The sequence below is a fragment of the Bradyrhizobium sp. LMG 9283 genome, from assembly GCF_045571415.1.
Taxonomy (GTDB): domain Bacteria; phylum Pseudomonadota; class Alphaproteobacteria; order Rhizobiales; family Xanthobacteraceae; genus Bradyrhizobium.
In genome coordinates, this window is sequence record NZ_CP120691.1 from 2,244,064 (window position 1) to 2,270,328 (window position 26,265).

Annotated in this window: 14 protein-coding genes, 2 tRNA genes and 7 pseudogenes; 18 read left to right on the top strand and 5 right to left on the bottom strand. The window is 60.4% G+C overall.

Annotation, left to right across the window (positions count from 1 at the left end; translation table 11 throughout):
- Window position 1: 1 nt before the first annotated feature.
- Entirely contained in the window at window positions 2-382 is a 381-nt protein-coding gene (locus tag P6U29_RS10430; protein WP_407117513.1) for a hypothetical protein, read from the bottom strand.
- A gap of 388 nt (window positions 383-770) precedes the next feature.
- Complete coding sequence (locus P6U29_RS10435) at window positions 771-1,976, bottom strand: IS481 family transposase (RefSeq protein WP_407115981.1); 1,206 nt, start codon at window positions 1,974-1,976, stop codon at window positions 771-773.
- 391 nt (window positions 1,977-2,367) lie between these two features.
- Here P6U29_RS10435 and P6U29_RS10440 point away from each other — a divergent pair.
- The 15 genes and pseudogenes from P6U29_RS10440 (at window position 2,368) to P6U29_RS10510 (ending at window position 22,793) form a co-directional block, all read left to right on the top strand.
- Window positions 2,368-2,462 (top strand) — tRNA-Glu (locus P6U29_RS10440).
- 661 nt (window positions 2,463-3,123) lie between these two features.
- A tRNA-OTHER gene (locus tag P6U29_RS10445) sits at window positions 3,124-3,190 on the top strand.
- A gap of 235 nt (window positions 3,191-3,425) precedes the next feature.
- Window positions 3,426-3,998 (top strand): hypothetical protein, encoded by a 573-nt coding sequence (locus P6U29_RS10450; protein WP_407117514.1) that lies wholly within the window; start codon window positions 3,426-3,428, stop codon window positions 3,996-3,998.
- Between the two features lie 74 nt (window positions 3,999-4,072).
- A complete protein-coding gene (locus P6U29_RS10455) occupies window positions 4,073-5,152 on the top strand; it encodes an efflux RND transporter periplasmic adaptor subunit (RefSeq protein WP_407117515.1) in 1,080 nt (359 codons plus the stop codon).
- Complete coding sequence (locus P6U29_RS10460) at window positions 5,149-6,384, top strand: ABC transporter permease (RefSeq protein ID WP_407117516.1); 1,236 nt, start codon at window positions 5,149-5,151, stop codon at window positions 6,382-6,384. Before P6U29_RS10455 ends, P6U29_RS10460 begins: the two co-directional genes overlap by 4 nt.
- Window positions 6,385-6,443: 59 nt before the next feature.
- Window positions 6,444-6,917 (top strand): annotated as a pseudogene (locus P6U29_RS10465) (ATP-binding cassette domain-containing protein); the annotation flags it as partial.
- Window positions 6,853-7,266: pseudogene (locus P6U29_RS10470) on the top strand (ATP-binding cassette domain-containing protein); the annotation flags it as partial. The pseudogenes P6U29_RS10465 and P6U29_RS10470, both read left to right, overlap by 65 nt.
- On the top strand, window positions 7,253-8,698 hold the full coding sequence (locus P6U29_RS10475; RefSeq protein ID WP_407117517.1) for an HlyD family type I secretion periplasmic adaptor subunit: 1,446 nt from the start codon (window positions 7,253-7,255) through the stop codon (window positions 8,696-8,698). The pseudogene P6U29_RS10470 and the gene P6U29_RS10475, both read left to right, overlap by 14 nt.
- A gap of 124 nt (window positions 8,699-8,822) precedes the next feature.
- Window positions 8,823-9,062, top strand: a pseudogene (locus P6U29_RS10480) (LuxR C-terminal-related transcriptional regulator); the annotation flags it as partial.
- Between the two features lie 222 nt (window positions 9,063-9,284).
- Complete coding sequence (locus P6U29_RS10485) at window positions 9,285-9,953, top strand: hypothetical protein (RefSeq protein ID WP_407117518.1); 669 nt, start codon at window positions 9,285-9,287, stop codon at window positions 9,951-9,953.
- A gap of 21 nt (window positions 9,954-9,974) precedes the next feature.
- The gene (locus tag P6U29_RS10490) at window positions 9,975-11,519 is read left to right on the top strand and encodes a hypothetical protein (protein ID WP_407117519.1); all 1,545 of its coding nucleotides are present in this window, start codon (window positions 9,975-9,977) and stop codon (window positions 11,517-11,519) included.
- Complete coding sequence (locus P6U29_RS10495; protein ID WP_407117520.1) at window positions 11,516-13,798, top strand: beta strand repeat-containing protein; 2,283 nt, start codon at window positions 11,516-11,518, stop codon at window positions 13,796-13,798. The genes P6U29_RS10490 and P6U29_RS10495 overlap by 4 nt, the downstream gene beginning before the upstream one ends.
- A complete protein-coding gene (locus P6U29_RS10500) occupies window positions 13,795-20,598 on the top strand; it encodes a hypothetical protein (protein ID WP_407117521.1) in 6,804 nt (2,267 codons plus the stop codon). The genes P6U29_RS10495 and P6U29_RS10500 overlap by 4 nt, the downstream gene beginning before the upstream one ends.
- Before the next feature lie 65 nt (window positions 20,599-20,663).
- Complete coding sequence (locus tag P6U29_RS10505; RefSeq protein ID WP_407117522.1) at window positions 20,664-21,962, top strand: autotransporter strand-loop-strand O-heptosyltransferase; 1,299 nt, start codon at window positions 20,664-20,666, stop codon at window positions 21,960-21,962.
- 33 nt (window positions 21,963-21,995) lie between these two features.
- Complete coding sequence (locus P6U29_RS10510; protein WP_407117523.1) at window positions 21,996-22,793, top strand: FkbM family methyltransferase; 798 nt, start codon at window positions 21,996-21,998, stop codon at window positions 22,791-22,793.
- Window positions 22,794-23,115: 322 nt separating this feature from the next.
- Here P6U29_RS10510 and P6U29_RS10515 read toward each other — a convergent pair.
- Window positions 23,116-23,521 (bottom strand): annotated as a pseudogene (locus tag P6U29_RS10515) (IS701 family transposase); the annotation flags it as partial.
- A gap of 130 nt (window positions 23,522-23,651) precedes the next feature.
- On the opposite strand from P6U29_RS10515, the pseudogene P6U29_RS10520 reads away from it, so the two are divergent.
- A pseudogene (locus P6U29_RS10520) lies at window positions 23,652-23,750 on the top strand (IS66 family insertion sequence element accessory protein TnpB); the annotation flags it as partial.
- A gap of 108 nt (window positions 23,751-23,858) precedes the next feature.
- On the opposite strand, the gene P6U29_RS10525 reads toward P6U29_RS10520, so the two are convergent.
- Window positions 23,859-24,527: a hypothetical protein gene (locus P6U29_RS10525; RefSeq protein ID WP_407117524.1), complete on the bottom strand. Its 669-nt coding sequence runs from the start codon at window positions 24,525-24,527 to the stop codon at window positions 23,859-23,861.
- Between the two features lie 258 nt (window positions 24,528-24,785).
- Here P6U29_RS10525 and P6U29_RS10530 point away from each other — a divergent pair.
- Together P6U29_RS10530 and P6U29_RS10535 are read left to right on the top strand one after the other, a co-directional pair.
- Window positions 24,786-24,866, top strand: a pseudogene (locus tag P6U29_RS10530) (hypothetical protein); the annotation flags it as partial.
- Window positions 24,867-24,983: 117 nt separating this feature from the next.
- Window positions 24,984-25,259, top strand: a complete 276-nt coding sequence (locus P6U29_RS10535) for a hypothetical protein (protein ID WP_407117525.1) — start codon at window positions 24,984-24,986, stop codon at window positions 25,257-25,259.
- Between the two features lie 369 nt (window positions 25,260-25,628).
- On the opposite strand, the pseudogene P6U29_RS10540 reads toward P6U29_RS10535, so the two are convergent.
- Window positions 25,629-25,747: pseudogene (locus P6U29_RS10540) on the bottom strand (transposase); the annotation flags it as partial.
- Window positions 25,748-26,265 lie beyond the last annotated feature (518 nt).

Sequence of the window (26,265 nt, forward strand, 5' to 3'; positions counted from 1 at the left end):
CTCAAGAGAAGATCGCCGCGTTCACCGACATGATGCGGGCTTTTTCGGGCGCGCCTATATCCGGGCGGTCATTCACCAAGTTGACCTGGATGACGCGGATCATTGGCCCGAAATCGGTTCTGGAACTGCTGGTGATGGGCGGCGGGGCTGCGCCAGTGCCCAGTTTTGTTCGGAAGTGGCGCACCCGACACGATTCGAACGTGTGGCCTTCGCCTTCGGAGGGCAACAGTCGGTCGAGGCGCGAGGCACCCAGTGCTTTCCGAATAGAGACTGAGTAGCCGGTGGAGGTGGTCGCGGCTTGATAGCGACGAACATGCGCTGCGGTTCGAGCTTTCGCGAATTCAGCCGCTTTAGCCGGATACTGAGGTTCGTGACCCTTCAAAGTACGTCTCCAGGACTATAGAGTTCAGCGCGTTGCAGACCAAGCAGACTGCCTCATGCGTAAGATTGGATAACGTATCGTAGGTTTGGCTTGTGTGGGGAAAGGCGGTAGCGCTCCCCCGCTACCAAAAGACCACTGTCCAGCCCGGACACATAGGTAACAGGTCGTACCTAAGACATGGGTGACAACCTCGTGCCGAACGGGTTGTCGAGGGGTTGCAGGGTCACTCACTCCAAGCATTCATGGCACAGCCGCATTGTTGCTCGGCACGCGCGTTCGCCGTCAACCCCGCGCGCCAAAGGCGCGCCCCTGCGGGCTGCGGGGTTGACCGCTCAGCGCGGCCGAGCCAAGGGCTGCCGTGCCAAGAATGAGCAAGACTGCCTCTCGGTCAAAGCGAGGATGTCGTACCGGAGACATCGGTGACGGGCTTTGGGCCGAATGGGTTGTCGAGGGGCTGCAAGGTCTTTTGCTCCAGGTCGAAGTAGCCCAGATCGTAGTGCATGAAGCTGACGAGCCAAATGCCGTCGTCGACCTCCTTGATGCCGAGCTTTTGGCCGGCCAGCACGACGGAGATATTGATTTTCTTGCGGTGCAGGCAAAGGCGCCCACAGGATGTGATGACGACGTCTCGATCGTGGAAGGGATAGGTCAGTTCGGGCAGGCCATCGTAGCGGCGTGCTGAAGCTGTGTAGAGGTCTGCGGGACGCTTCATATCGAGAGCTTCGTGAGGGCGTTCCTCATTGAACTCGTGCCGGAAGCTATCAAAGCGATCCTGCTGCTGGAGGCTGTTGAACCCCGGCGGTCTGGTGGCTTCCCTTTTGAGCGTGAGATGCATGCGCTCATGACGGCCGTTCTGCTGCGGATGGCCTGGCTTAATGCGCTCGATCGCAATGCCGAGCCGGAGCCACCACACTGACAGCTTCGAGAGATTGAACAAAGCATTGGGACTGGCAAAGGGGACGCCATTGTCGGAGCGGATGGCAAACGGCAGGCCGCGCTCGCGGAACAGCTGCTCAAAGGCTGTGAGGGCAGCGTCTTCGCGCGTTGAGTCCAGCGCTTCGCAGAGCAGCAGAAAGCGCGAGGCATGGTCGGTAACGGTCAGTGGATAGCAGTATCGGCCATTGCCGAGCTTGAACTCGCCCTTGAAGTCGGCGCACCACAGATCATTGGGGAGCGTGCCCTGCGACAGCGGCGTGCCGTGCGCATGGTGGCGCGGCCCGCTGCTGCGCTTGACCAGACCGTGGCGGTCGAGCACCGCATGAATGGTGCTTTTGGCGGGAACCCTGATGTCGCCATCGAGCCGGCGTACCAGCAGTTCGCGGATCTTGCGGGCGCCCCAGTGCGGCTTCTCGGCCTTGAGCTGGACAATCAGGGTCTCGACCTGTTGCGGGAGCTGATTGGCGTAGCGTATGGGCCGCCTGGAGCGGTCGCTCAACGCGCCAAGCCCTTGCTCCTTGTAGCGGTCGAAAATCTTATAGCCGGTCTTGCGGGAGATGCCGAACTCGCGACAGACCTCGGTCATGGCTTCCCCATCCAGAAGCCGGGCGACAAAGCGCAGGCGCTCTTCCATTACCGAACTCACTTTCCACGGCATCCACACCTCCCGCAGAACAAAAGCGGAAAGTGTAACCCATGTGTCCGGTACGTTCTGTCACCTATGTCTCGGGCCGCTCACACACGATATCAATACGTTAGGCCGATCGCTTCCCCGCCCATCCCGGTCCGTAGCGCATCCGTAGCGCCGTGTCGCATGCGAACGGCAATCTAGTCCTTGAGAGCTTCGTGGCTGAATCCTTCATAGGCAATCTCTTGAAGGCCGTCGTCGTTGCTGCTTGCTCATTCGCTGGAGCACAGACCCTCCAATCCCCGCGCTTCCACGCCTCAGTGGGAACTTGTCACGCATTCTGACAAGAACCCGAGCAATCTAATCCTTGATGATTGGATCGAGGCCGGATCGCGTACTCCGCGCCGTCCAAGGACTCGGTGCTTGAAGCCAGCGACAATGTCGGCCGCGAACTCGCTTCGGCTGCTCAGCCCTCTCAAGGCTGAAACAGGGGTTCGATTCCCCTAGGGAGCGCCAGCAAACTCAGGCACTTAAGTAGCCATCAGCCGCGTTCGTTTGAATAAGACGCTGGCGAACGGCGGCGAACGCTTGGGGAATTTGCTGACGACTCCAGCAGACTAGCCTCAGAGCGATGCCTCACTGTGCCTGGCGCATTCGCGAAAAATTTTCGCGTCGCCCTTGGTATCCGGAAATATTCAAACCGCCGCTGGCTTGCGATGTCGTACGCGAGCGCTCTCGAATGTTCGCATTGACGTTGCTTGTCGCACAATCAACTCTTCTCCTGTCGAGCTTCGTGCAACTGGAGGCCACGTGAGGTACAGTCTATCCGCTCCGAATGCCGCAGAACCGAGCATGATGCCATTCGCGCAGCGGCTCACCTGCACGATTGGCGATGCATGCGAAGTGACCGGCTTGGGACGCACGAAGCTCTACGAGTTGATAGGAGATGGGCGTGTCGTCACGACAACTATCGGACGTCGGAGACTAGTAGTGGTGCGCTCACTTCTGGCGCTGCTTGACACCAACATGTCGAACTAGTGGATGTGCGACTTAAGGGAGCAACCACTTTCAACGCGCTTTTCCTCAGGCGCTCATTTTGATGACACGACCGTCTCCTTAGCTGGTCGAACCGCCCACCAGCGCATCATCCGCACGGCGCTCCTGCCAGAATTCGGCGGCATGGGTATAGGCGCGGGTCGTCAGGCTCATAACCTGAAGGTCGCAAGTTCAAATCTTGCCCCGCAACTAACCAGATAGCTGGTCAGAAAGAGAAAATTTGATAGGCCGCCCTCAAGGGGCGGCCTTCCTCTTTGTAGAATCGCCACCGGCTCGCCACCCAAAAAGTGGACTCGTACCTCCCCCGTTCGAGTCCCCATCGCTCCGTGAGCCAGATTTCGGGCCGTCGAACTTTCTGCAACCGAAGCCAGGGTGACGAGACCGATCCCATTGAGGTCAAACCGTTCAGTGCGCCGCATTTGCGTGTTGATTCCGATCAATAGCTACAACAGCCGGTTCGGTAGGGTCCCTTTAGAAGGAGATCCTGCCATGATCGGAATTACCTTGACCGCGGATCAGATCCGCAATGCGCCATCGCAAGTTCGGCAATGGATCGAGAGCCAGATCGGGAGGGAGCTTGGCCTTACCCTCATGCCGCCTGCCGCACCGCTGCGACAGATCGCCCATCTCGTCGCCTGCACCCCCGAAGACATCGAAGGCATTTTGGGCCGGATCGAGCAGGCGCTGCCGGCCGTGAATGTCCTGTTCGAGTTCAGTCGGCCCGCAATTTCATATGGTGAGCCACCCGTAATGGCGTTTCGCCTGCTCGACATCATGTACCACGCCCGCCTGCAGAACGTCGGACAGGTGACCGATTGCCTCGAGATGTTCAATGCGGCGGTCGCCGATATCCGCCGTGATCCCAGCGCGCGCTTCTGCGGCTACGATAATGAGGGCCACTGCCTGATCTTGGAGCAAACGCAGCAGAGCGTCGCTGCGGTTTGGCAGAAGACGGTGGCGTATCGGCAAGAGGCGGAAGCGGTTCCAGCCGAGTGACCCAGAAGTCTGGCGGGCTGTCTCGATGAGTCTCGTCGGCGAGCGAAGCGCGGTTCGCTCGGGAGTGAACGCACATGAACATGCAAGCCCGATCTATTTCGACCGCTGAACCGGCGGGGCCGCTGCGGCGCGAGCCGCGCCGCTTTGGGCGCTGGTTCATCGGCGCATTGGTAGTCCTTGCTGCCGCCGCGGCCGTAAGTTGGTGGTATCTGCGCGGGCCTGCGGTGAAAGTTGCACTAGTCACTCGAGGGCCTGCGGCTGAGATCGTCTATGCCACCGGCTCGGTCGAGCCCGAAACCTGGTCGCGGCTTACCCCACTTGTGCGCGGACGCATCGTCGAGCGTTGCCGTTGCGAGGGGAAGGCGGTGAGGAAAGGCGAAAGGCTCGCGCGTCTCGACGACACCGAGGCGTTGGCGACGCTTAACGACCTGCGGGCATTGGAAGTCTTCAATCGGCAGGAATTCGATCGCCAATCGCAATTGCTGGCGCGCGGCGCCACTACCACGCAGCTGCACCAGAAGGCCGCCGCTGACCTCGCCCGCATGCAGGCTCAGGTGGCGGCGCAAGAGCAGCGTCTGCGTTATTTGGAACTGGTCGCGCCAATGGACGGCATTGTGCTGCGCGAGGATGGCGAGGTCGGCGATATGGTCGACCCCGGCACCATCCTGTACCGCATCGGGCTTGCAAAGCCCTTATGGCTCGTGGCCGAGGCCAACGAAGAGGATGTGCCGCGCATTGCGGTCGGCCAGAAGGCGTTGCTGCGGACTGATGCCTTCGTCGGGCAGGTGCTTCAGGGATGGGTCAAAGAAATCACCCCGGCAGGCGATCCTATCGCTAAGACCTTTCGTGTGCGCATTGGCCTGCCAGAAGACACATCGCTCCGTGTCGGCATGAGCGTTGAAGCCAACATAGTGACGCGCGAAAACCAGAACGCGCTGCTGGTCCCCGCAAATGCCTTACTCAATCGCGAAGTGCTCGTGATCACGGACGGCCGTCCGAAAATGCGCGGCGTCATTACCGGCATTCGCGGCACGAGCCATGTCGAAGTTCTGGACGGGCTGGAGGAAGGTGAAACGGTTGTGTCCCCATTCGATGCGAAGATCGCGAGACGGCCGCATGTGCGCATACTGACAACGGCAGCAGCCAAACCATGAACCTCATCCTCGGCATAGCCTTGACCCACATGGTCAGTCGCGCCAGGCAATCGCTGGTCGCTATCGTCGGTGTGATGACCGGTGTGGGCTTCTCCATCATGATGGCAGCGCTGATGGAGGGATCGCAGAACGACTTCATTGCCACTCTCGTCGACGCGCTGCCCCACATCTCAATTACCGATGAACTGCGCGAGCCGACCCCACAGCCCGCGGACTTGGCATTTCGCGCGGCGGAAATCCACGGCCTGACGCCCGAAGTACGGCGGCCTGGCATCAAAAACCCAATGGCGACCGTCGCCTCGCTGCAGAGCTGGGTGCCGGGCGAACTCACTCCTTCGGTGCAGTCGAAGGCGGTGCTGCGTTTTGCTGGCCGTAACCTGACGATCTCGGTGATCGGCATCGACCCGCGCACGGAGGCGCAGGTCTCCAACCTCGCGACCCACATGCGCGAGGGTACTCTGAACTCGCTCTATCACTCATCGAAGGCGATCCTGCTTGGAGATCGGTTGGCACGCAAGATCGGCACGCGTGTCAATTCCAATCTAACCTTGATATCGGCGCAAGGCGTCACGCTGAATGCTACCGTCGTTGGCACCTTCCATTCTGGCTTCCGGGTCACGGACGAAACCACCGGCTACGTCTTGCTGCGGACTGCGCAAACGCTGGAGAACCAGATCGGTATCGTGAACGAGATTCGCGTCCGTACCCGCGAGCCGATGGACGCGCGACTTATCAGTGATCGCATCGGCGATCAGACAGGCTATAAATCGATTTCCTGGCAGGAGGCGCAAGAAGACCTGCTGAATGCAATCAATATTCGGAACGTGCTAATGTATACGATCGTAGGCGCGATCCTACTTGTGGCGAGCTTCGGCACATATAATATTATCTCGACAATAACTCTCGAGAAGACGCGCGATATAGCTATCCTGAAATCACTAGGGTTTCGGAGGCAAACGATCCAGGCAATCTTTCTGATTGAGGCGCTGACCATCGGATTTCTCGGATCGGCACTGGGTTGGATCATGGGTTACTTGCTCACGCGCGGCATGGCTGCGCTGGAATTCAACAATCCGTTCTCGGACTACAATCATTTGCCTGTGCTGTACTCGCCGACACACTACGTGATTGCGACGCTGGTCGCGCTCGTGTCCAGCATTGTTGCCGGCTATTTTCCAGCTAGGGCGGCAGCTAAGGTGAACCCGGTCGAGATCATCCGTGGTGCAACATGACCCCGCTGATCGAGGCCAGAAACGTCACGAAGGTGTTGCCTGGAATCGTGCCGGTGACGCTCGTGCGCGATATAAGCTTCTCGCTAGCGCAGCGTGAGTTCGTTGGCATCACGGGGCCTTCCGGCTCAGGCAAGTCGTCTTTGCTTTACTTGCTTGGCCTGCTCGATCTTCCGACGTCGGGCGACATATTGGTGCAGGGTCGCTCAACCACAGCGATGAACGAGGAGGAGCGCGCGCAGGCGCGACTGGCCTCGTTTGGCTTCGTGTTCCAGTTTCACTTCCTTCTTCCTGAGTTCACCATAACCGAGAACGTCGCGCTCCCCATGCGCGCACTCGGCCGGTTGTCCCCAGCCGCAATCACCTCGCGCGCGCGAGATCTGTTGAGTTCGCTCGGGCTTTCCGAGCACCTGCACAAGACGCCGGACCAGCTCTCCGGTGTTTGCCGACACTTCGCTTGGAATGGCCGATGTCGTGAATGCAGCGAAGCTCGCCGGCGCTCACGATTTCATTCTACAGCTTCCACAGGGCTATGACACGGTGATCGTCGAACGCGGCGCGAACCTGTCTGGCGGTCAGCGGCAGCGAATCGCCATCGCTCGGGCTTTGGTCACCAACCCGCGGATCCTTATTCTCGACGAGGCGACATCGGCTCTCGATTACGAGAGCGAGCGCATCATCCAGGACAACATGCGCAAGATCGCGCAAGGCCGCACGGTCCTAGTGATCGCCCATCGGCTGTCGACCGTCAGGAGAGCCGACCGCATCATTACGCTCGACCATGGTCGCCTGGTCGAGGACGGAAACCACGAAGAGCTGATCCGCGTCAACGGCCGTTATGCCAATCTTCACCGGCTGCAGGCAGGACTCCATGAAGTCAGCTGAGGCGACAGCCGCGAAGGTCGTTGAGCTCCGCCCGCGCTTCCGCGGCCGGAACGAACTGGAGTTTCTGCCCGCCGCGCTGGAAATTGTCGAAACGCCGCCGTCGCCTCTGGGGCGCGCAGTCGCGGCGTCGCTGACGGCGTTTCTTGTGATTGCAATTGCTTGGGCGTATCTGGGCCGGATCGACGTGATCGCCACAGCTCAAGGCAAGGTGGTGCCGACCGGACGGGTGAAGCAGGTGCAGCCTCTCGAGGCCGGCATGGTTTCCGCCATCAACGTCAAAGATGGCGACCGGGTCAAGCAGGGCGATATCCTCGTTACAGTCGATCAGACCAGCGCCAAGGCGGATCGCGATCGCATTTTGCCCGAGTTGCAACATGCCCGGCTCGATGTTGCGCGGCTCTCGGCCCTGACTGCCGGCTTGTCCGGCGATCTGCGGCCCGTCGGCTTCGCTCCGCCCGGTGACATTCCATTCCAAGAAGTTGCGCGAGCCCGTGCGAACATGGTTGCCCAGGCCGAGCAGCAGATCGCCAAGATCAACGGTTTGAACGAGCAGATCGCGCAGCGGCGCGCGGAGGTCGACGGCATTTCCGCGACGATCGAGAAGATCGAAGCCGAACTGCCACTGCTGATCGAGACGGCCGACATCCGAGAAAAGGCGATGAAGATCCAGTACGGCAATCGCATTGCCCATCTCGAAGCGCAAATGCGGCTGACCGAGCAACGACATGAACTGGTGGTACAACAGCGTCATGGCGTTGAAGCCGGGGCGGCGGAGCGATCGCTTGTGGCCCAACTCGACCAGGCTCGGGCTGATTATGCTCGTGGCCTGTCCTCGGACCTCGCAGATGCCGAGCAGAAGGTCGCGCAACTCAGCGAGGACCTGGTCAAGGCCGAGCGCCGGCTGCATGACCAGATCCTGCGCGCGCCGATCGATGGGACGGTGCAGCAATTGGCCATTCACACGGTCGGCGGCGTAGTCACGCCTGCGCAAACCCTGATGGTCATCGTCCCGGCGGAGTCGAAGCTCGAGATTGAAGCCATGGTCGCCAACAAGGATATCGGCTTTGTGAGGGAGGGCAACGAGGCCGCAATCAAGGTCGATACGTTCAATTTCACCAAATACGGACTGCTTCACGGCAGGGTGACCAGTGTTTCGCGCGATGCGGTCGCACGTGAGCGGCCGGTCCAGCAGGGGATGGGTGCGCAAAAGCCGAGTGACCTGGCGACCACCAGCGAGCCCGCCGGACAGGAGCTCCTTTACGTCGCGCATACCGCGCTCGATCAGACCCAGATGCTCGTCGACGATCGGATGGTCGACGTCGAGCCCGGCATGGCGGTCACCGTCGAGATCAAGACGGGCCGCCGCAGGATCATCGAATATCTGCTGTCGCCGCTGATGCGCTACAAGCACGAGAGCTTGCGGGAGAGGTGATCGCGGTCAGCGACGATCGCGATCGTGGGGACTGCTTGGAAGAAAAGGTGGGCGGATTGCCTCGATCAGCAGCGGGTCCATCGATGATGTTGAATTGCTGGGTGGAGACTTTGCGATGTTCGGCGAACTATCTGATCGGGAGAAGGCCTGCCTCAGCTGGACAGCATCGGGAAAATCGTCCTGGGAAGTCGGCCGGATCCTCTCGATCAGCGAGAACACTGTCGTGTTCCACATCAAGAACGCCATGCGCAAGCTCGGCGCGGCCAACCGCACGCTCGCGGCGGTGAAGGCAATTGAACTCGGCCTGATTCAGCCCGCGGCCAAGAACGCGCGGCCGCGTTCACTTGACGCCGAGAGCAAGTAAGATCACAGAATTTCCAAAATGCAACTCCCAGACCTGATAGGTGACAAGCCAGAGGGGATCGCTGATTGGTAGCGCAGGAGCCCTGTCATTTCCTGCGGTGCCGTCCGGTTTCTCGTCTGCCGCCGTCGGGCTCTGTGCCGTGACTAGCATTGACTTGGAGCCGGAGATTCGATCGTGAGGTGTGGTGGGATAGTTTCCCGTCGATCGCTGCTGAGCCAGCCCATGCGACGCTTCAATGCCCATGTGCACTCTGCATTTGCGGAGAACGTCGTTCGACGTGGACGCTTGTATGGGCAATGTATCGGGACATTTCTCGCGGTACTAATCTTACTTTCGGTGGGGTCAGCCAGCGCTCAAGAAGAGGTCAGGCTTACGCAATCCATCAACGTTTTGTCGGGCGGTCAGTCCGGCATAAGTCTGATCACGAAGATCTGGCACAATGAGAGCGATGCACGAAACCGATTTGTCATTGAACTGTTCTCCGCGGCTCAGCGTGCAGACGAGCGCGGTCTGTACTACGAGCGAGTGTTGAGTTTCGCCGACGGGAAGCCGGTGGAGTTTTCCGATTGGATGGCTCCCGATTGTAGCTTGTCTCAGGTCGTTGTGTTTCAGGTTCGATCGCGTGCTGGAGAAGAGCTCGTTGTTGGCACAGCAGAGCGAGTGGCGTCCGGAGGACCGGAGATCGTTCCACAGTCTAATCCGCGTCCTCAACGACTGCGAATTTTCATCCAGCAGGAAAACGCGTCTGGCGAGGCTGCGGGAAAATCAACTCGCTGGTTTGACTCTGTGAAGGAGCAGGTCACCGATCAAGGCCTGTGTGAAGCGGATGAGATACGCGCCGCAATAAAAGACTTCCTTGTTCAGAACATGACTTCTCTCAGCCTGAGATAATTGTACCAACGGAGATGAGCAATGCCGACGGCGGTATCCGCATATCAGTCCGGTCTATCGCGCGTATACACGAATGATGATGGCTCAACCACTACGCTGGATGGAGGGACCGTCGCGTGGCGCAACAACAACCCGGGAAACATAAAAGACGGACCTAATGCTCAGGCCGCGGGATCCATCGGCCAAGACAACAACGGGTTTGCGATTTTTCCGAATTACCAGTCTGGTCTTCAAGGCATGACTAATGTCTTGCAGAACAAATATGGAAATTCCACAATTGACGACATGATGAAGTCGTACGCGCCGGCTTTTGAGAATAACACGGCGGCGTACTCCGCGTTCTTAAACAACCGAGTCGGCGCGCCAGGTGGGACGACTATCAACAGTCTCTCTTCGGATCAGTTTAATGAGCTACGGAATGCCATTCAAACCTACGAGGGTTGGCGTCCCGGAACAACTACTGGCCCCGACAATGGGATGGGGGGACCAGGTTCGGCTAGTCAAGGAGGCGGACAAGCATCTCAAGCGCAGCCTCTCTCATACCTTGGAGAAACCCAATCTGCCGAACAATCCCTAGGAGCGATGAGCTGGCTTCAATCTGGCAATTCCGGCTCGCCAAATGTGCTGTCGTCGGACCCCGCAAACGGATTGCCGACCGGGGCTCCGACAACATCCGGGGTCCCCTATGTTCAGCAAAGCCAAGAATTCTCGGATCTGATGGCGAGCGACCAGCTGAACAGTGGTCTCAACGACATGGTGGAGCTGAATCAGTCGGTCGTTAGCTCAGCCAACCAAGCTTATGGGACTGTTGGGCAGGATTTCACAGACCTCCAGAACTCGTCCAACTGGGACCAGGCAAGCTATCTCCCCTCCGACAACTCGACCGCGCTCGGCAGCCAGCCCGGTAGCTCGGTTAACGACGTCGCCGACACTTATATGTCGGGGCAGGCGTCTTCGCCCGTTACCGATCCTCAATCGTCGCCGAATTGGGGCGGCGGTACTCAGAGCGGTGATCTCGGATCTGGGGATACCAATTTCGCAGACGTTCAGCCATCGGCGCCGGCGGCCGACCCCTGGGCGGGTCAAGCGCAGGGCTATAACGATTACGGCTACTCGTCGCAGGGCAGCTACACCTATACGCCGCCTGACACTTCCAGCTACGCCTACTCTCAGCCGGACACGTCATACAGCTACGACACGGCCAGCGCCGACACCGGCGGCTATTCCGATTGGGGCGGAGATTATGGCGGGGACTTCGACTTCGGGCCGGTCATGCTCGACCTCTCCGGCAAAGGCATCAACATCACCCAACTGTCGTCGTCCAACGTCTTCTTCGACGCGACAGGGAGCGGCGTGCAGAACCAGACGGCATGGGCCGGTACCGGCAGTGGTGTTCTGTTCTACGATTCGACCGGCACGGGGCAGCTGACCCAGGCGAACCAAGTCATCTTCACGGATTGGGATCCGAGCGCCAAGTCGGACATGCAGGCGCTGCTCGACGTGTTCGACACCAATCACGACGGCGCGCTGGATTCGGGCGATACCAATTTCAGCAATTCTATGTGATGGTCACCGATGCCGACGGCACGAGGACGGCGACGTCGCTGGCCACGCTTGGCATCGCCTCGATCAACCTCAACCAGGACGCGACGCACGTCGCGCAGCCGGACGGCTCGTCGATCGACGGTCAGACGACCTATACGACGACGAGCGGAACGACCGGCACGGCCGCCACGGTCACCCTGGCCACGGATGCCAATGGCTACGTGGTGACGAACTCGACGACGACCAACGCGGACGGCTCGGTCACGATCGCCAACACGGCCTCGAACGCCGATGGCAGCGTGGATCATCAGCGCATCCTGAATTCGCTCGTCACCTCGACGGTGAGCAGCGGCGTGACGACCACGACGACGGCCAAGGAGCTGGCGACGGTCAACAACGGCGGCGTCGTCCTGACCTTGCAGACCGACAACATCTCCTCGTCCACGAACGGCACGACGTCGGAGACCCTGGTCAACTATTCGGCCGGTGCCATCACCTCGACGGGCGAATTGACCAGCGCCGGGACGTCGAGCTCTGAGAAGCTGAACGCGACAACCACGACGACGGTCGTGGCCTCGGGTGGCACCGTCGTTACCATCCTGCGCGACCAGCTGGGCGGCGGCTGGACCACCCAGAAGGAGGTCGATTCGACAACCAGCGCGTCGGGACCCGCAACCTATGTCATCTCCAACGTCAATTCGGATGGCTCCGTCAGCCACGTCACTTCGTCGACCGTCGTCAGCGGCGGGTTGACCCGGACGACGGTCGATCTCGTCGACGGCAGCAGCACCATGGCAACGACGGTGGTCGATGCCACGGTGGTAGCCTCCGGCGGAACGCGGACCGAGACCGTGACGACCTCTGCGGGCTCGACCGTGACGAGCCTGATTCAGACCGTGACCTCGACGACGTCGAATACCGTGACACGGACGACCAGCAGCTATCTGACCGATGGCGTCACCCTCAATCGGACCTCGGTCGACCAAACCGTCACGAATTCCGGCGGTTCGGTCACGACCTCGACTGACCGAAGCGCCAACAGCACTCTGCTCGACCAGACCGTCACGTCGCAGACGCCGCAGAGCAGCGGCGGGCTCGTCACCTCGGCAGTGACGTCGCAGCTCGACAACGGCGCATTCATCGTGGTCGACAACAGGACCACGACGATCTCCAATGCCGGCGGGACGCAAACGACAACCATCGTGGACAACAGCGCCAATGGCACCCAGCGGTCGAAGAGCATCAATTCGACCACGCTCGGCAGCGCGGCGCGGACCACGACGATCTATGGCAATGGCGACGGCACGATCACGCAATATGAGAACGTGACCGTCAGCTCGGGGACGACGACGGATACGGCCGAATTCCTCAATGGCAATGGCTCGCTGAACGGCGAGGTCGTGACCACGACAGCGAGCGGCGGCCTGGCCAAGACTATTCAGATCGACTCAACCGGCAGCGGCACGGTTGCCGCGCCGGTGTTTGATCACATTACCACCGACAACACCACGACCTCGGCGGGAACGTCGACGGAAACCGTGACGCATTACGGATCATCGACGAGCTACGAGATCGATCAGTCGCAGACCGTCGTGACGTCGGGCGGCCTCGAAACCATTGTTTCCAGCGCCTTCGTGGCGGCCTCGCTGGCGAGCGCGGGGACATGGGACCAGGTTTCGACCGACCTGACGACGGTCAGCGCTGGTGGCGCCCTGAGCGAGACGCTGACCGTCACGGACGGCGCGGGGCACACCCTCAAGACGGTGCAGACCAACACTGCCGCAAACCGTCAGCTTGTCACCACGACCACGACTCTCGGCTCGAGCGGCCTCGCCAAGCAGGTCGAGACGCTGACGTTGCAGAACAACGGCACCGTGCAGGATCAAGTAGTCAATTTTGACCAGCTCGGGGATGTCCTCGGCGCGACGCTCACGACGACCACCGCCGACGGCCTCGTCAAGACCGTCAAAACTGATATCCAGGGGCAGACCGCGGCGGTCTATTCATCGAGCGGGCTGACTTTCGACCAGACCTCGACGGCGACGACCACGATCAACAGCGACGGCAGCCGCAGCACGACCACCAATACCACGTCGCAGAACGGCACGCTGCTGTCGACGTCGACGACCTCGGCGACCGCCAACGGATTGACGACCACGACGACCGTCAATCCCTATGCGACCGCCCACTACGCAACGAAGACGACGGCGGCGACGACGCTCAATACCGACGGCAGCTCGACGCAGAGCGTCACCGACTCAGCTACAATGCGACGAAGATCGATTCGACGCAGACCGTGACGGCCGCAGGCGGGCTCGGCAGCACCACAACCTATGACCTCGATGGCGATGGTGCCGTCGACCGGTCGACGACCGATATGACGACAGTCAACGGGGACGGCAGCCGGACCGAGGTGGTCACCGACTACACCGGCACGACGGCGGGAACAGTCCGCGACGTCACGACGGTGCACAGCGGGATCATCGTCACCAGCGCCGGCCTGGAGACGACCATCACGCGGCAGTCCAACGGCTCGGTGCCTACGTACCAGAGCGAGACCATCCTGCCGGGGACCGACGGCAGCACCACTGATACAACCGATTATTTCACGACGTCGGGCGGGGCGCTCCTGCTCCGGACCATCGCGACGACCAATGCGACGGGTCTGACCAAGACGTTGGCCACCGCGGTCAATGGCGACGCGACGGCGGACTTCGCGACGACGGATGCCATCGTACTCAATGCCGACGGCAGCCGAACTGAAACCATCAGCAGCTCAAATCGGTCGGGGTTGCTGGACGAGACTGTCACCATCACGTCTGGAAATGGACTGTCGGTCACGACGAAGATCGACGCCAATGGCGCGCTGAATGGCGGATCGCCCGTCTTCAATCTGGTGACCACGGACAATACCGTCCTCAACAGGACGGACGGCAGTCGTACGGAAACGGTGACGACATTCAATGCCAATGGCGGCACGACGACCCAGACCGTCACCACCGTCAGCGCCGACAAGCAGACGATTACGGCCAACCGCTATTTGAATGAAACGGGGACCATTGCGACGGTCGACCAGACGGAAACCACGCAGACGCAAGCCAACGGCTCGATCGTCGACACGCTGACGAGCTACGACGCCAAGAATGCGCTGCTTGGCACCATCGTCAAGACCACCAGCGGGAATGGATTGTCGGTCCAGACGGTTTACAAGAACGGCGCCGGGACGGCCGTCGACACCCAGAGCGAGACGACGACCTACGACACCAATGGTGACGGCGGCCGCTTGATCGATTGGGAAGACACCGACATCGTCAATGCGACGACGCTCAAGACATCGGTGAAGTCCCAGGTTTCCGGAAACGCCCAGACCAAGTTCACCACGATGGTGCTGACCGGAGCGCTGTCCCAACTGCTCGCGCAAAGCGCGACGGCGACGACCAACGACAGCGTCGCGATCGACGATTACGGTAACTCGACCGAGACAATCGCGGTCACGCCGAGTGGCTATCCAGGCATCGGCGACACGCAGACGATCGTCACCGCGGCCGACGGCCTTTCCGTGACATCGACGGTGACCCTCACCGGACAGAGCGCTGCGCTGATCCAGGACACCAAGGTCACCGCGCTGGACGGCTCGAAGACCGACACCATCAACTACTTCAACTCGGCGACGCCATCATTCATCGAGCGGCAGGACGTCGTTTCGACGAGCTTCGATGGGCGGACGATCTCCGAAACATCCTATCGCGATTATGACGGCACGCAGTGGAACGTCGTCACTGACACGTTCGTCAAGAATGCCGACAATACCACCACGGAGACCCGGACCGGATCCGGATCGTTCGGCTCGATCGCCTTCACGCAAACGATTAACACGGCCACCAACGCCGACGCCAGCAAGACGGTGACGACGATCACTTACGATCCGACCGGATGGGTGACCGTGAGCCAGATCGTTGCCGACGTCTCCGGGAATGGCCTGGTCAAGAGCTTCGTCTACGACACGACGGGGTTGGAGACGCTGGCGAACTTGAACTCGGCGGCGACTGCTATCCTCAATGGCGGCAGCTTACCGGCCGGGCTGCTATCGACCGACATCATCGCCTCCGATGTCACGACCCTGAATGCGGACGGTACCAAGACCGAGGTGATGACGACCGCCTACGGCAACAACTTCGCCAATCTTCGATCGCAATCGATCAAGACGACCAGTGCCAACGGTCTGACCACCGTGACCAAGGTGGACAACAACGGAAATGGTGTCTTCAGTCAGGTCGATACGACGACCGTCGCGCCGGACGGCTCCAGGACCGAAGTCTCGACCTATTATGGTGACACGACCGCGACGGCGAATACCATCGTTGGCATCAACACGTACTCAGTCAGCGCAAGCGGATTGGTCACGACGCTGACGAGCTCGCAGGGTACGACCGATACGACGGTTATCCTGCCGAATGACAACGGCAGTTACGAATGGTCGCGCACCGTGGCTCCAAATAGTCCGGCGGCGACGATCGGATCAGGACTTCGCAACGGTGCCGCTTCGCATATCATTGATGCCAACGGTATCGACACCTGGACGGTGAGCGACGGCTTCAGTCAGGCGCACACGATCACGATCGATGTTGCGACCGAGAAGCAGGATATCGCAATCGCCAACGAAATCTACCGAACGCTACTCGGGCGCTCGATGGACGACATGGAGACCGAGCACCTTATCGACTTCATAGATGGCGGGCGGCTGGACCGCGTTTCTCTTGCCTCTGGCATCTTGCAGACGGTTGGCTATCAGACCAATTACGGTGTGCCGGGTCCTACATCGGGCACCTTCTATTGGTATGGTTTCGACGTCACCGCGGCCTTCCAGAATGCCTTCGGACGTCTGCCGACGGCGCTAGAGATGGGAACGTTCGGTCAGTTCGTCCACGATCAGGCACCAACGCCGCTCGAATTGGCGAATATGGCCGTTGCTGTTGCCCAGTATGCGGCGGACCAGGGCGCGCAGAACAACCGGACGATCGTGGACGGCAACCAGGATCTCGTCACGACCGCGCCGCAATGGATCAGCCCAGCGAGCAAGATCGTCGCGCTGACGACGTCGGGGACTTATGCCTACTCCGGTCAGTGGCTGGAGGACGGCAACCTGGCTGCGGGGACCGGCGGCGTTGCCATGACTATCAACGGCAACAGCGATGTGGTGCTGGCCATGAACGGCAGCACCCTTACGCTGAACGGCTATAATAACGCAGTCGACATTCCCGGCGTGACGGCGACGATCAACGCGTCCAATGCGGCGATCACCGTGGAGGACGGCGGCATCGCCACGGTATCGGGAAACAACAACCAGATCGCCCAGGTCGGTCCGACCTCGCTGACCTTGACGTCAGGCACCGGTAATCAGATCTTCGTCGGATCCGGCAGCACGCTGAGCGGCTTTGCGTACACCAGTGCCTCACCGATCACGCAAGCGTCGAATGCAACCATTACTATCGGCCCGAATGTCGGCACCTACACCAATCCGGATCAGGTTATCGGCAACAATGATGTCATCTATGTCGAGAATGGCGCCTACGTCGAGGTCAGTGGAAGCAACGACGTCGTCGACGTGCTCGGGACCGGAACTGCGGTCGTCTTTGGCTCGGTGAGCGGAAGCCAGGTCGCCGCGGGCGGCCTTCTCGAGGTGGCATCCGGCGGAAGCGCCAGCAATACCACCGTCTCCAGTGGCAGCGTTCTGGCGGTATTCGGCGGCGGAAGCGTCACGGGGGTCACGCTCGCTTCGGGAGGATATCTCGAGATCGGATATGGCTATACGCAGAGCAATTTCACTGTCGCAAATGGGGCCATTCTTCAGGTCGACTCCGGGGGAGGGGTCACCGGAACGACCGTCTCGAGCGGCGGTACGCTCATCCTGGCGAGCGGCGCGGCCGCAAGTGGAACGACGTACCTGTCGGGCAGCAATCTCCAGATCTGGAATGGCTACACACTTTCCAACTATACAACCAGCAATGGCGTCGTTCTTGATGTCGGGTATGGTGGAACGGTATCCGGAGCGACGGTCACCAGTGGCAACTCAATCATTGTCGCTGAGGGCGGTGTGGCGACAAATGTCAAGGTCAACAGCGGCGGCAGCCTGACGCTCTACGGCACGGTGTCCGGCATCAGCGCAGGGACCGGCACCAACGTTGCGGTCGGCTATGGCGGCATCGGGACCGTCTTGTCGGGGCAGACTGTGCAAAGCGCCGTTGTTTATGGAGGTGGAATTCTCGCCGTCAACTCCGGCGGGGTTGCCAGCGGGACCGTGGTCTCGAGCGGCGGAACGATCGAGCTGTTTGGCGGCGCATCGGCCACCAGCACGACGATCGCGGCGGGCGGAATTTTGGAAATCGGGTCCGGCTACACGAAGACGAATTACACCGTTAGCAGCGGCCAAATCCTCGCCGTTGCCGCAGGCGGAACGATCTCCGGTACGATTGTCGCGAGCGGCGGCGCTCTCGAATTGTTCGGTGGCACTTCGGTCAACACTACGATCAGTGCGGGCGGCACCCTCTACGTCGGGGCGGGAGCGACGCAAAGCGGTTACGTTGTCAGCAGCGGGGTCGTGGAGCAGGTCGGCCCAGGTGCTACCGTCAGCAATGTCACTGTCAGCAGTGGCGGCGAACTCGACGTCTGGGGCACCGTGAATGGCGCGAGCACGTCGGCCGGCCATATATTCGTCGACAGCGGGGGTGTTCTCAATGTCTCCTCGGGCCAGATCGTCAATGGTGCGGTCGTCGCGACCGGGGGAGCGCTCAACGTGTCAAGCGGTGCCACCGCGAGTAATACAACGGTCAGCAGCGGTGGCCAGCTGACGACGTACGGCACCGTGGTTGGCGCTTCGGTCGTCAGCGGCGGGGCCGCGACGGTCGCCGGCGGTACGTTCACCGTGACCTCGGGTCAGACCGACTGGAACGTGTCGGTCACCAGCGTCGGACATCTGGTCGTCTCGTCGGGAGCCACGGTCAGCAACACGACGGTCGATAGCGGCGGTCAGTTGATCGTCGATGGCGCTGTCATTGGCGCTACGATTGCGAACGGGGGTACCGTCGTCTCAAGTGGAGGTCTGCTGGATACTCGTGGTTCAACCGTGAGCGGCGTGACAGTCAGCAACGGAGGTACGCTGCTGGTCGATTCCGGCGGATCTGCCTCTAACATCACCATTAGCAGCGGAGGCAGTCTGGCCGTCTACAACTCGGATGTACAGGCAGTCAGCGTCCTAAGCGGCGCCACCGCGCTGGTGTCGGCATTCGGTGAAATCGATGTCGGCGCCGGGCAGACAGTAAGCAACGTCAAGGTTGCTGGAGATGGTATTCTCGCTGTCTTGTCTGGAGGAAGTGCGGTCGGAACCGTTGTTTCGAGTGGCGGCATGCTGGAGCTGTTCGCAGGCGCCAATGCGACCGGGACGACAGTCAGTAGCGGAGGAATCGTGGCGGTCGGAGCCGGCGATACATTGACCGGCTACACCATTACCAGCGGCACGACGCTAGAAGTGCTCTCGGGCGGGACGGCCAACGGTGCGATCGTTTCCAGCGGCGGAACGCTCGAGGTGTTCGGCGGCGGCAATGCCAATTCCGCGGGTTTCACCTCCGGAAGCTATCTGGAGCTCGTCGGCGGAACGGCCAGCGGGTACTCGACCAATGCAAATTGCACGCTCGAAGTCGGGTCCGGAGAAACCCTCAACGGTGCGACCATCAACAGCGGGACAGCGCTCGATGTGCTCTACGGCGGGACGTTGACCAACGCCACCGTCAGCAGTGGCGGTACTCTGGTTGTCGATGGCGCGGTCGTTGGCGTCAATCAGGTATCGGGAGGCACGGTCTCCGTTGGGGCCTGGGGCAATCTCAATGTGCTCTCCGGTCAGACGGTGCGTAACATTTCCGTTGCCAGCGCCGGTGCAATGGTCCTCTCGTCAGGCGCTGTCGCCAGCGGGACGACGGTCGCCGCCGGGGGGCAATTGCTGGTTAACGGCGTTGCGAGCGGCGCCAACGTGGCGGCTGGCGGCTCTGTCGTGGTGTCCAGCGGTGGCACGCTCAACGTACTGTCGGGGCAAGCCGATCAGGGCGCGCTGGTTGTCGCGGGTGGCGCGATGGTGGTGTCGTCTGGTGGCACGGCGATCAATACGGCAGTCAACAGCGGCGGCCAATTGATTGTCCGAGGCACCGTCAGCGGGGCGACCATCGCCTCCGGCGGCAGCACCGTCGTCAGCTCGGGTGGTGTCCTGGATCTCATGGCCGGGCAAATTGGCGCGGGCATCACGGTGTCCTCCGGCGGTTCGCTGGTCGTGTCATCGGGCGGCACCGCTAGCGGCATCGTTGTCTCCAGCGGAGGCAATGCGCTTGTCACGTCGGGAGGCTTCGTCAACGGAGCTACAATCAGCGGCGGATCACTGGAAGTCGCGACCGGCGCATCGGCCAACAGCGGTACCGTCTCATTCGTGAGCGGCGGGACGCTGAAGCTCGACTCGTCGGTGTCGTTTGGCGGGACGATTTCTGGATTCGCGAAGCCGGATTATATCGACATGGCCGATATCACGTTCGGATCAAGCACGACCTTGAGCTTTACCGAGGCGGCCAGCAACACCAGCGGCACCTTGACGGTCAGTGACGGTGTTCACACAGCGCACGTCACCCTACTCGGCCAATATGTGACGGCGCAGTTCACATCAGCGACCGACGGGCACGGCGGCACGTTGATCGGCGATCCGCCGATCTACCACGCCGCGACGGTTGCCCAGGATTCGTTTGGGGTCGACGCTGCCCAGGGTTCCTTTGGAGCCGAAGCGCTGACACCAATTGAGAAGTTTCTGCGCTCGGCTCAATCGGATATCGTCGTTCCCGGCTTCGACGGACGATCCTTCGTTGCGGAACTGTTCGAATACGCCACATCGCACACGGCGGCCGCGAGCAGCTCCGGCGTGCAGCTTGAAACTGATCTGTCGAGACTAGTCAGCGCGATGGCCGGCTATGACGGATCAAGAGCTGGGCTGGACCTGGCAGAATTGTCCCAGTCGTCACAATCTGACACCGCCATCCAAAGGCCGCTCGCTGCTGCATGGCATAGTTGAGAGGTATCGAACGGCGCCGAAGGGAAAGCTGCTCAGCCCGTGACCGACATCGTGTGAGGCCTGACGTGAACCTGGTACTCGATCTCAAACAGTTGAAGACGGACGAAGAACTTCCAACCACAGCTGCCGAAACTCAGAAGCCCCCGGAGGAGACCTCATCTTCGCAGTCGGCAAGCGTGCCATTGAACCGCCCTTATCCGGCTCCCGCGGAAACGCCCACCCAGCAGGGGCCGAAGGGAATTCTGTACGACTTCAATGACGGCTGTCGTGTCCTTCTCCCTGAAGCCGAGCACCTTTGGCGGGTGCGGTTGAGCGACCTCGACACCGGGAATATTCTATTCGAGACGGATCTGAAAGCCGGACGGATCAACAGTACCAAGCGCTACTTCGTGCGCGCGCGAATCGAAGTTTGGGCCGGTGGCCAGGAAGTTCTAAGCCACGACTATTCGGCGCAGAACCGCGATGTCATGGTTCAATTTCCCGTCGGAACTCTCGGCGATTCGCTCGGCTGGTTTCCCTATGCCGTCAAGTTCAAGGAGAAGCATGCCTGCAAGCTGACGTGTGCCATTGGGGAGAAGCTCATTCCGTTGCTTGCGCCCGCGTATCCTGACATCACCTTCATCCCCCACGAAGAGGTCGATCCGAACCGCTATTATGCGACCTACTCAATGGGCTTGTTCTTCGACGATAAGGACGGGGTGCTGCAGCCTTGCGATTTCCGCCATGTGGGCCTGCATCGCACCGCCGGCTATATTCTCGGCGTCGACCCGACAGAGGTGCCTCCGCGCCTTAAGCTTGCGGATGCCGGCCGGCCGATCGCCGACCGATATGTTTGCATTGCCTCGCAGAGCACCACCCAGTGCAAGTACTGGAACAACCCGCATGGTTGGCGGGAGGTCGTCGCTTTCCTGAAAGAGGTGGGTTATCGGGTCATCTGCATCGATCAGAAGCCGACGCATGGGCACGGGCTCCTCTGGAATCATATTCCCTATGGTGCCGAGGATCAGACCGGTGATCGACCGCTGGCTGAGCGCGCGCGATGGCTAGCGCATGCTGATTTCTTCATTGGACTGTCGAGCGGTCTGTCGTGGCTCGCCTGGGCCGCGGGCGTGCCCGTGGTGTTGATTTCAGGCTTCACTCATCCGACCAACGAATTCGATACGCCGTATCGGGTGATCAACTACCACGCCTGCAATTCTTGCTGGAACGATGTCCGGGTGCGATTCGATCACAAGGACTTTTTGTGGTGTCCGCGCCACAAGGACACCTCGCGGCAATTTGAATGCACCCGACTGATCACGGCGGATCAGGTGAAGGCAACCATCGCCCGCATTCCTGCTTTTCGGCGGAGTGGTCGCCTCTGAAATGGTCCAGTTTGTGCGAGATGGACATTCCGTGTGAAGAACTGGATCCAACGCAAAATTGCCTTTGTTCTCGCGGCATCAGATCACGGCCCGCTAATCGTCAATCGGTTCGACTACCGAACGGTTCCCGATGGCGGCAGTTTCGGTGTCGGTTTCGATCTCCTCGAAACATCGTCGTTCTCGCCCAAGGAGGTCGATCTCGCACTTTCGTTGCTGGAGCTACGCCGTCGCTATTTCGGTGATGGAGTGGTGGCGATCGACTGTGGCGCCAATATCGGTGTCCACGCGATCGAGTGGGCGCGGACCATGACCGGCTGGGGCAACGTTATCGCTATCGAAGCCCAGGAGCGCATCTTCTACGCTTTGGCCGGGAATATCGCCCTGAACAACTGCTTCAACGCCCGCGCAATTTTGGCCGCGGTCGGAGATAAGAACGGAACAATCAGGGTGCCTGTGTTGGACCATACACGCCCCGCAAGCTTCGGAAGCGTTGAACTCGTCCGAAAGGATACGACTGAATTCGTCGGCCAGGCCGTTGACTATTCGGAGGAGGCTACGAAGGAATTGTCGTATCTGACCTTGGGTTCGCTTGGGCTGAAACGCGTTGATCTCATCAAAATCGACGTCGAAGGCATGGAGAAAGAGGTGCTCGCAGGCGCCGCGGACATACTTCGCCGATGCAAGCCGATCGTCGCTGCGGAGTTCATCAAGTCGGACAAGAACGCTCTGCGGTCTTTCCTCGAGACGTTCGACTACAGAGTCTTCGAACTGCGAATGGATCTCGTTGCGATACATTGCGACGATAAGTCCTTAGATCACGTCAGATCCTAACCGTAACGGTAAAGCAAAACAGCGGCGGCACTCTCTACTGCCGCGGTGTGTGTCCACGGGCACCAAGTGGTCTGTGGTCCACCTCAGCTCGGAGCGCCGCGAGGTTCGCTTCCTGAAGGTGATCCGAACATGGCGATGCAAGGCTGGCCAAGGCAGCTTTGACTGGTGTTTCTCAACGGCTTGAAGGACAAGACGGAGAGCAAGGCCGAGTTCGATTGAATCTGCTGTCTCTGAAAAGCCGTCGCAGCTACTTTTCATCCCGCGGAACGGGCTATCGGGGTACCAGCACTACTGTGGCAGAACGTGCTTTCGCGGCTGTTTTTCAAGGATTTGCTTTGGGCAATATGGGCAGCGCTGAGGCGGCGGCCGGAGGATGAGATCGACGATGGCGTGGCGCACGGCGGACATGGTTGGTTGAGGCGGAGGCCCGTTGATTCTTTTTTTCGACCCGCGTTTGCGAGGCGACGATGTTGCAGGAAGGCGTAGGTAATCATTGTCATCAGGGCGTGGCGATGAAGACCTTGCCATGATCGCCCTTCGACGTGATCAAGTCCAAGCTCCTCTTTCAACTGCTGAGTCGCCTGTTCACAAATCCACCGTGCCTTGATGGTGGCGGCCAGCGTGCCCAGATCCGTCGCCGCAGGAAGATTGGCGAGACAGTATTTCTTCTCCCCCGGAGGCACGTTGCCCGCCAATGAGCCAGGCTTCGTCGCGGGGAGATGCTGCTGATACCTTTATCCCATATCCGCGTATCCGTCCGGTGAAGTCCGGTGAAGGCCGCCTTGGCGAATGAGACATGTTGTGGAGTACTGTCCTTATGGACAGTGATAGGCGCAGTGCCCAGTTGAACGGCTTGAAGTGGTGGACACGGGCCGGCGGCGGCGCTGGTCCGAGGATGAGAAGCTCAAGATCGTCCTGGAGAGCTTACAGGCACCGCGCCAAGTCGTGGCAACAGCAGGAAGCGTTCGAACACGTAGCGGCGCGTCAGTAATTCGTGAGAGATCCCGAGTTTCCGGGATTCGTTGAGGATACGCTGGCGCGTGCTGTCGGCGAGAGCATCCTTGTTCATCGCATCGGTCTCGGGATGAGAGGTTGAATTTCTTCGGCAGCACGCACCGCGGGTTCAACGGACTTCGTCCATCCCAGCTCGCGAGCGATTTCGAGTACCAAATTCAGATCGCCGCCGGAGGCGGCGTAGTCCTTGAGCGTTTTCATGGCCGGCTCGTCGCCGAGTTTGGTGCGGTAGCGCAGCATGTCGACGACGGTGCGGGCTGGACTTGTGATCCTCACTGGCACGCCGGCGATGTCTACAGTATCGACACCGATGGTGCGGGCGGCTTCACTCCAATGCACCAGTCTGACCGGATCGCGCGCCGCGCCGACCACCTTCATGGTTTTATTCCCGACGGCGTAGAAGATCGCGTCGGGATTTTCGTCCGAAAGACGATGGTACAGAGCGGCCGAGCTCAAGCAGACGACGCCACCGGGATTGAGGAGGGTTGTCGCCGCGAAGCCAGCGCCTTCGGGCAAATCGGCATTCGGAGCCATGTAGATCCCGCGGGCATAGAGGACTGCCGATCCGGCCTCGACGGCTCTGGCTAGGGTTTGCGGATGCACGCCGGCAGCGACGATGTCGGACCGCACGCGCAATCGATTGCCGCTGAGCAGGCCAGCAAGGATTTCGGCGGAGGACTTTGAAGGCGCATCGCGGTTCTGAGGCATGGATATGGCCATGTGACTTTGGACAAGAAAAGATTATGTTATCTTGTGGAAAATCACGATAGCCGATTTCGTTGTCACCCGGAGGCGGCTCCTCCAGCCCCGTCTGGGTTCCGATTTTGCGCGAGTTGCCTTTGATCAAGCTCACGATCCCTCAACTGAGGTCCCAATTTCATCCTCGACGTCAGCCCTCCGGTAGAACGTCGCTCCAACCTTTCTCGGATCGAACGCCGGCTCCACCGCGGCGTCTTCCTGGACCAAGCCTTAGACCTGCTGCCGGCCGACCGCTGGCGCTGGTGGCTAACCGCCAATGCGCCGGAAGGCTCCGACACCGACTTCACCTGCGCCCGCTTCGCCACCGACATCGACCACGACCTTGCCGACACGTTCGGCAACTTCGTCCAGCGGGTCCTGAGCTTCGTCGTCTCCCGGTACGACGGCGTTGTACCCGACGGCCCCCTGGATGCCGGCTTGCCAGCGCGGCTCGCGCCGCTGCTCGACCATCTGCGTGAGCGCCACGAGTCCTTGGCATTGCGCGGAACCGCCAACGCGGTGCGCGCGATTTGGAAGTTAGCCAATATCCATCTCGTCGAGCAGGCGCCGTGGACACTCGTGAAAACGGATGCGGTGGCGGCCGCCGGCGCGATCCGGACCGCCGTCGGCCTCATCGGGATCTGCGCCAGGGCGGCCTGGCCCATCGTGCCGGACGCCGCTGCGAAGGCCCTCGAGGCCCTTGGAGGGCGCTGACATCCCGGCCTCTCCGAGAGCAGCACACCTGGCGATTCCTGGAGGCCGACCCATCGTCCATCCCGGACCGCTATTCGCCAAGCTGGGCGCGGAATGGGCACTAGCGCAGAGCCACCGGTTCGCAAAGACGGTATAGCGGGGTCGATCCAGAGCCACTAGCGCATCCATTTAGACCGATAGCCCGTCCAATTCCGACAGTTGACGGATTCGCCTGCACGAAACCGTTCAAGCATATGCGCGCCAGTAGGATCCCGGGCGTGGATTGCCGCGCGCTCTTCCCAATTCCGGGGGTTGATTTCAATGTGTTCGGTCATGAGGTTCAAGCTAGCAGACATGCACTGGGCAGAAGAAGTCCCACGTTCTCCTTACGCAGAACAACCAGGATTTTCGTCCGAGAGCTATACCTCTAAATCTCGCTCGGCGGCATTGTTCGAGAGACAGACGCGGCCGTCCTCCTGGAAGAGAGTGAAGCTCGCCCAGCGCTTCAGGTTCGATTCCTCGACGATGCCATACAGGGATGGAAATATCTTTCAGCTGCGCCGCTTAAATCTTTATCGTTGATGTGCGGCATCTGTCTCGAACCGCGGCGCTCCATTTCCAACGAGACACTCCCCGAGCAGGTCTCAACCTTCCTGAGCCTCGCAGTCAAAAACAAGAGGAAGATAAATCTTCTTCAAGCCATTTCGAAGGACCTCCATCCTGAATGGCGGCACGTTGTTTTTCCGGACTATTCGCGGCGATGACCTTCCGGCCGTTGCACGCGGCGCTGGCACAGCCCGAGCTGTTTGCTCGCACGATGAAGGAGTGGATCGATCAATCGCATGGTGAGTTCGTGAAACTCACACGATCTTTGCAGGATCAGTATGGGTCGTGAATGCTGGCGTTCGTCTGAGCGATCGTGACCGGAGCTTGGACCTATTGGCCCGGGCGCGAAGCGCGTAGAGCCCGATCGGCTCACTTACGCGCAGAGCGCGAGGGGAACCAGGTAAAAAAGACTGGCATGCGC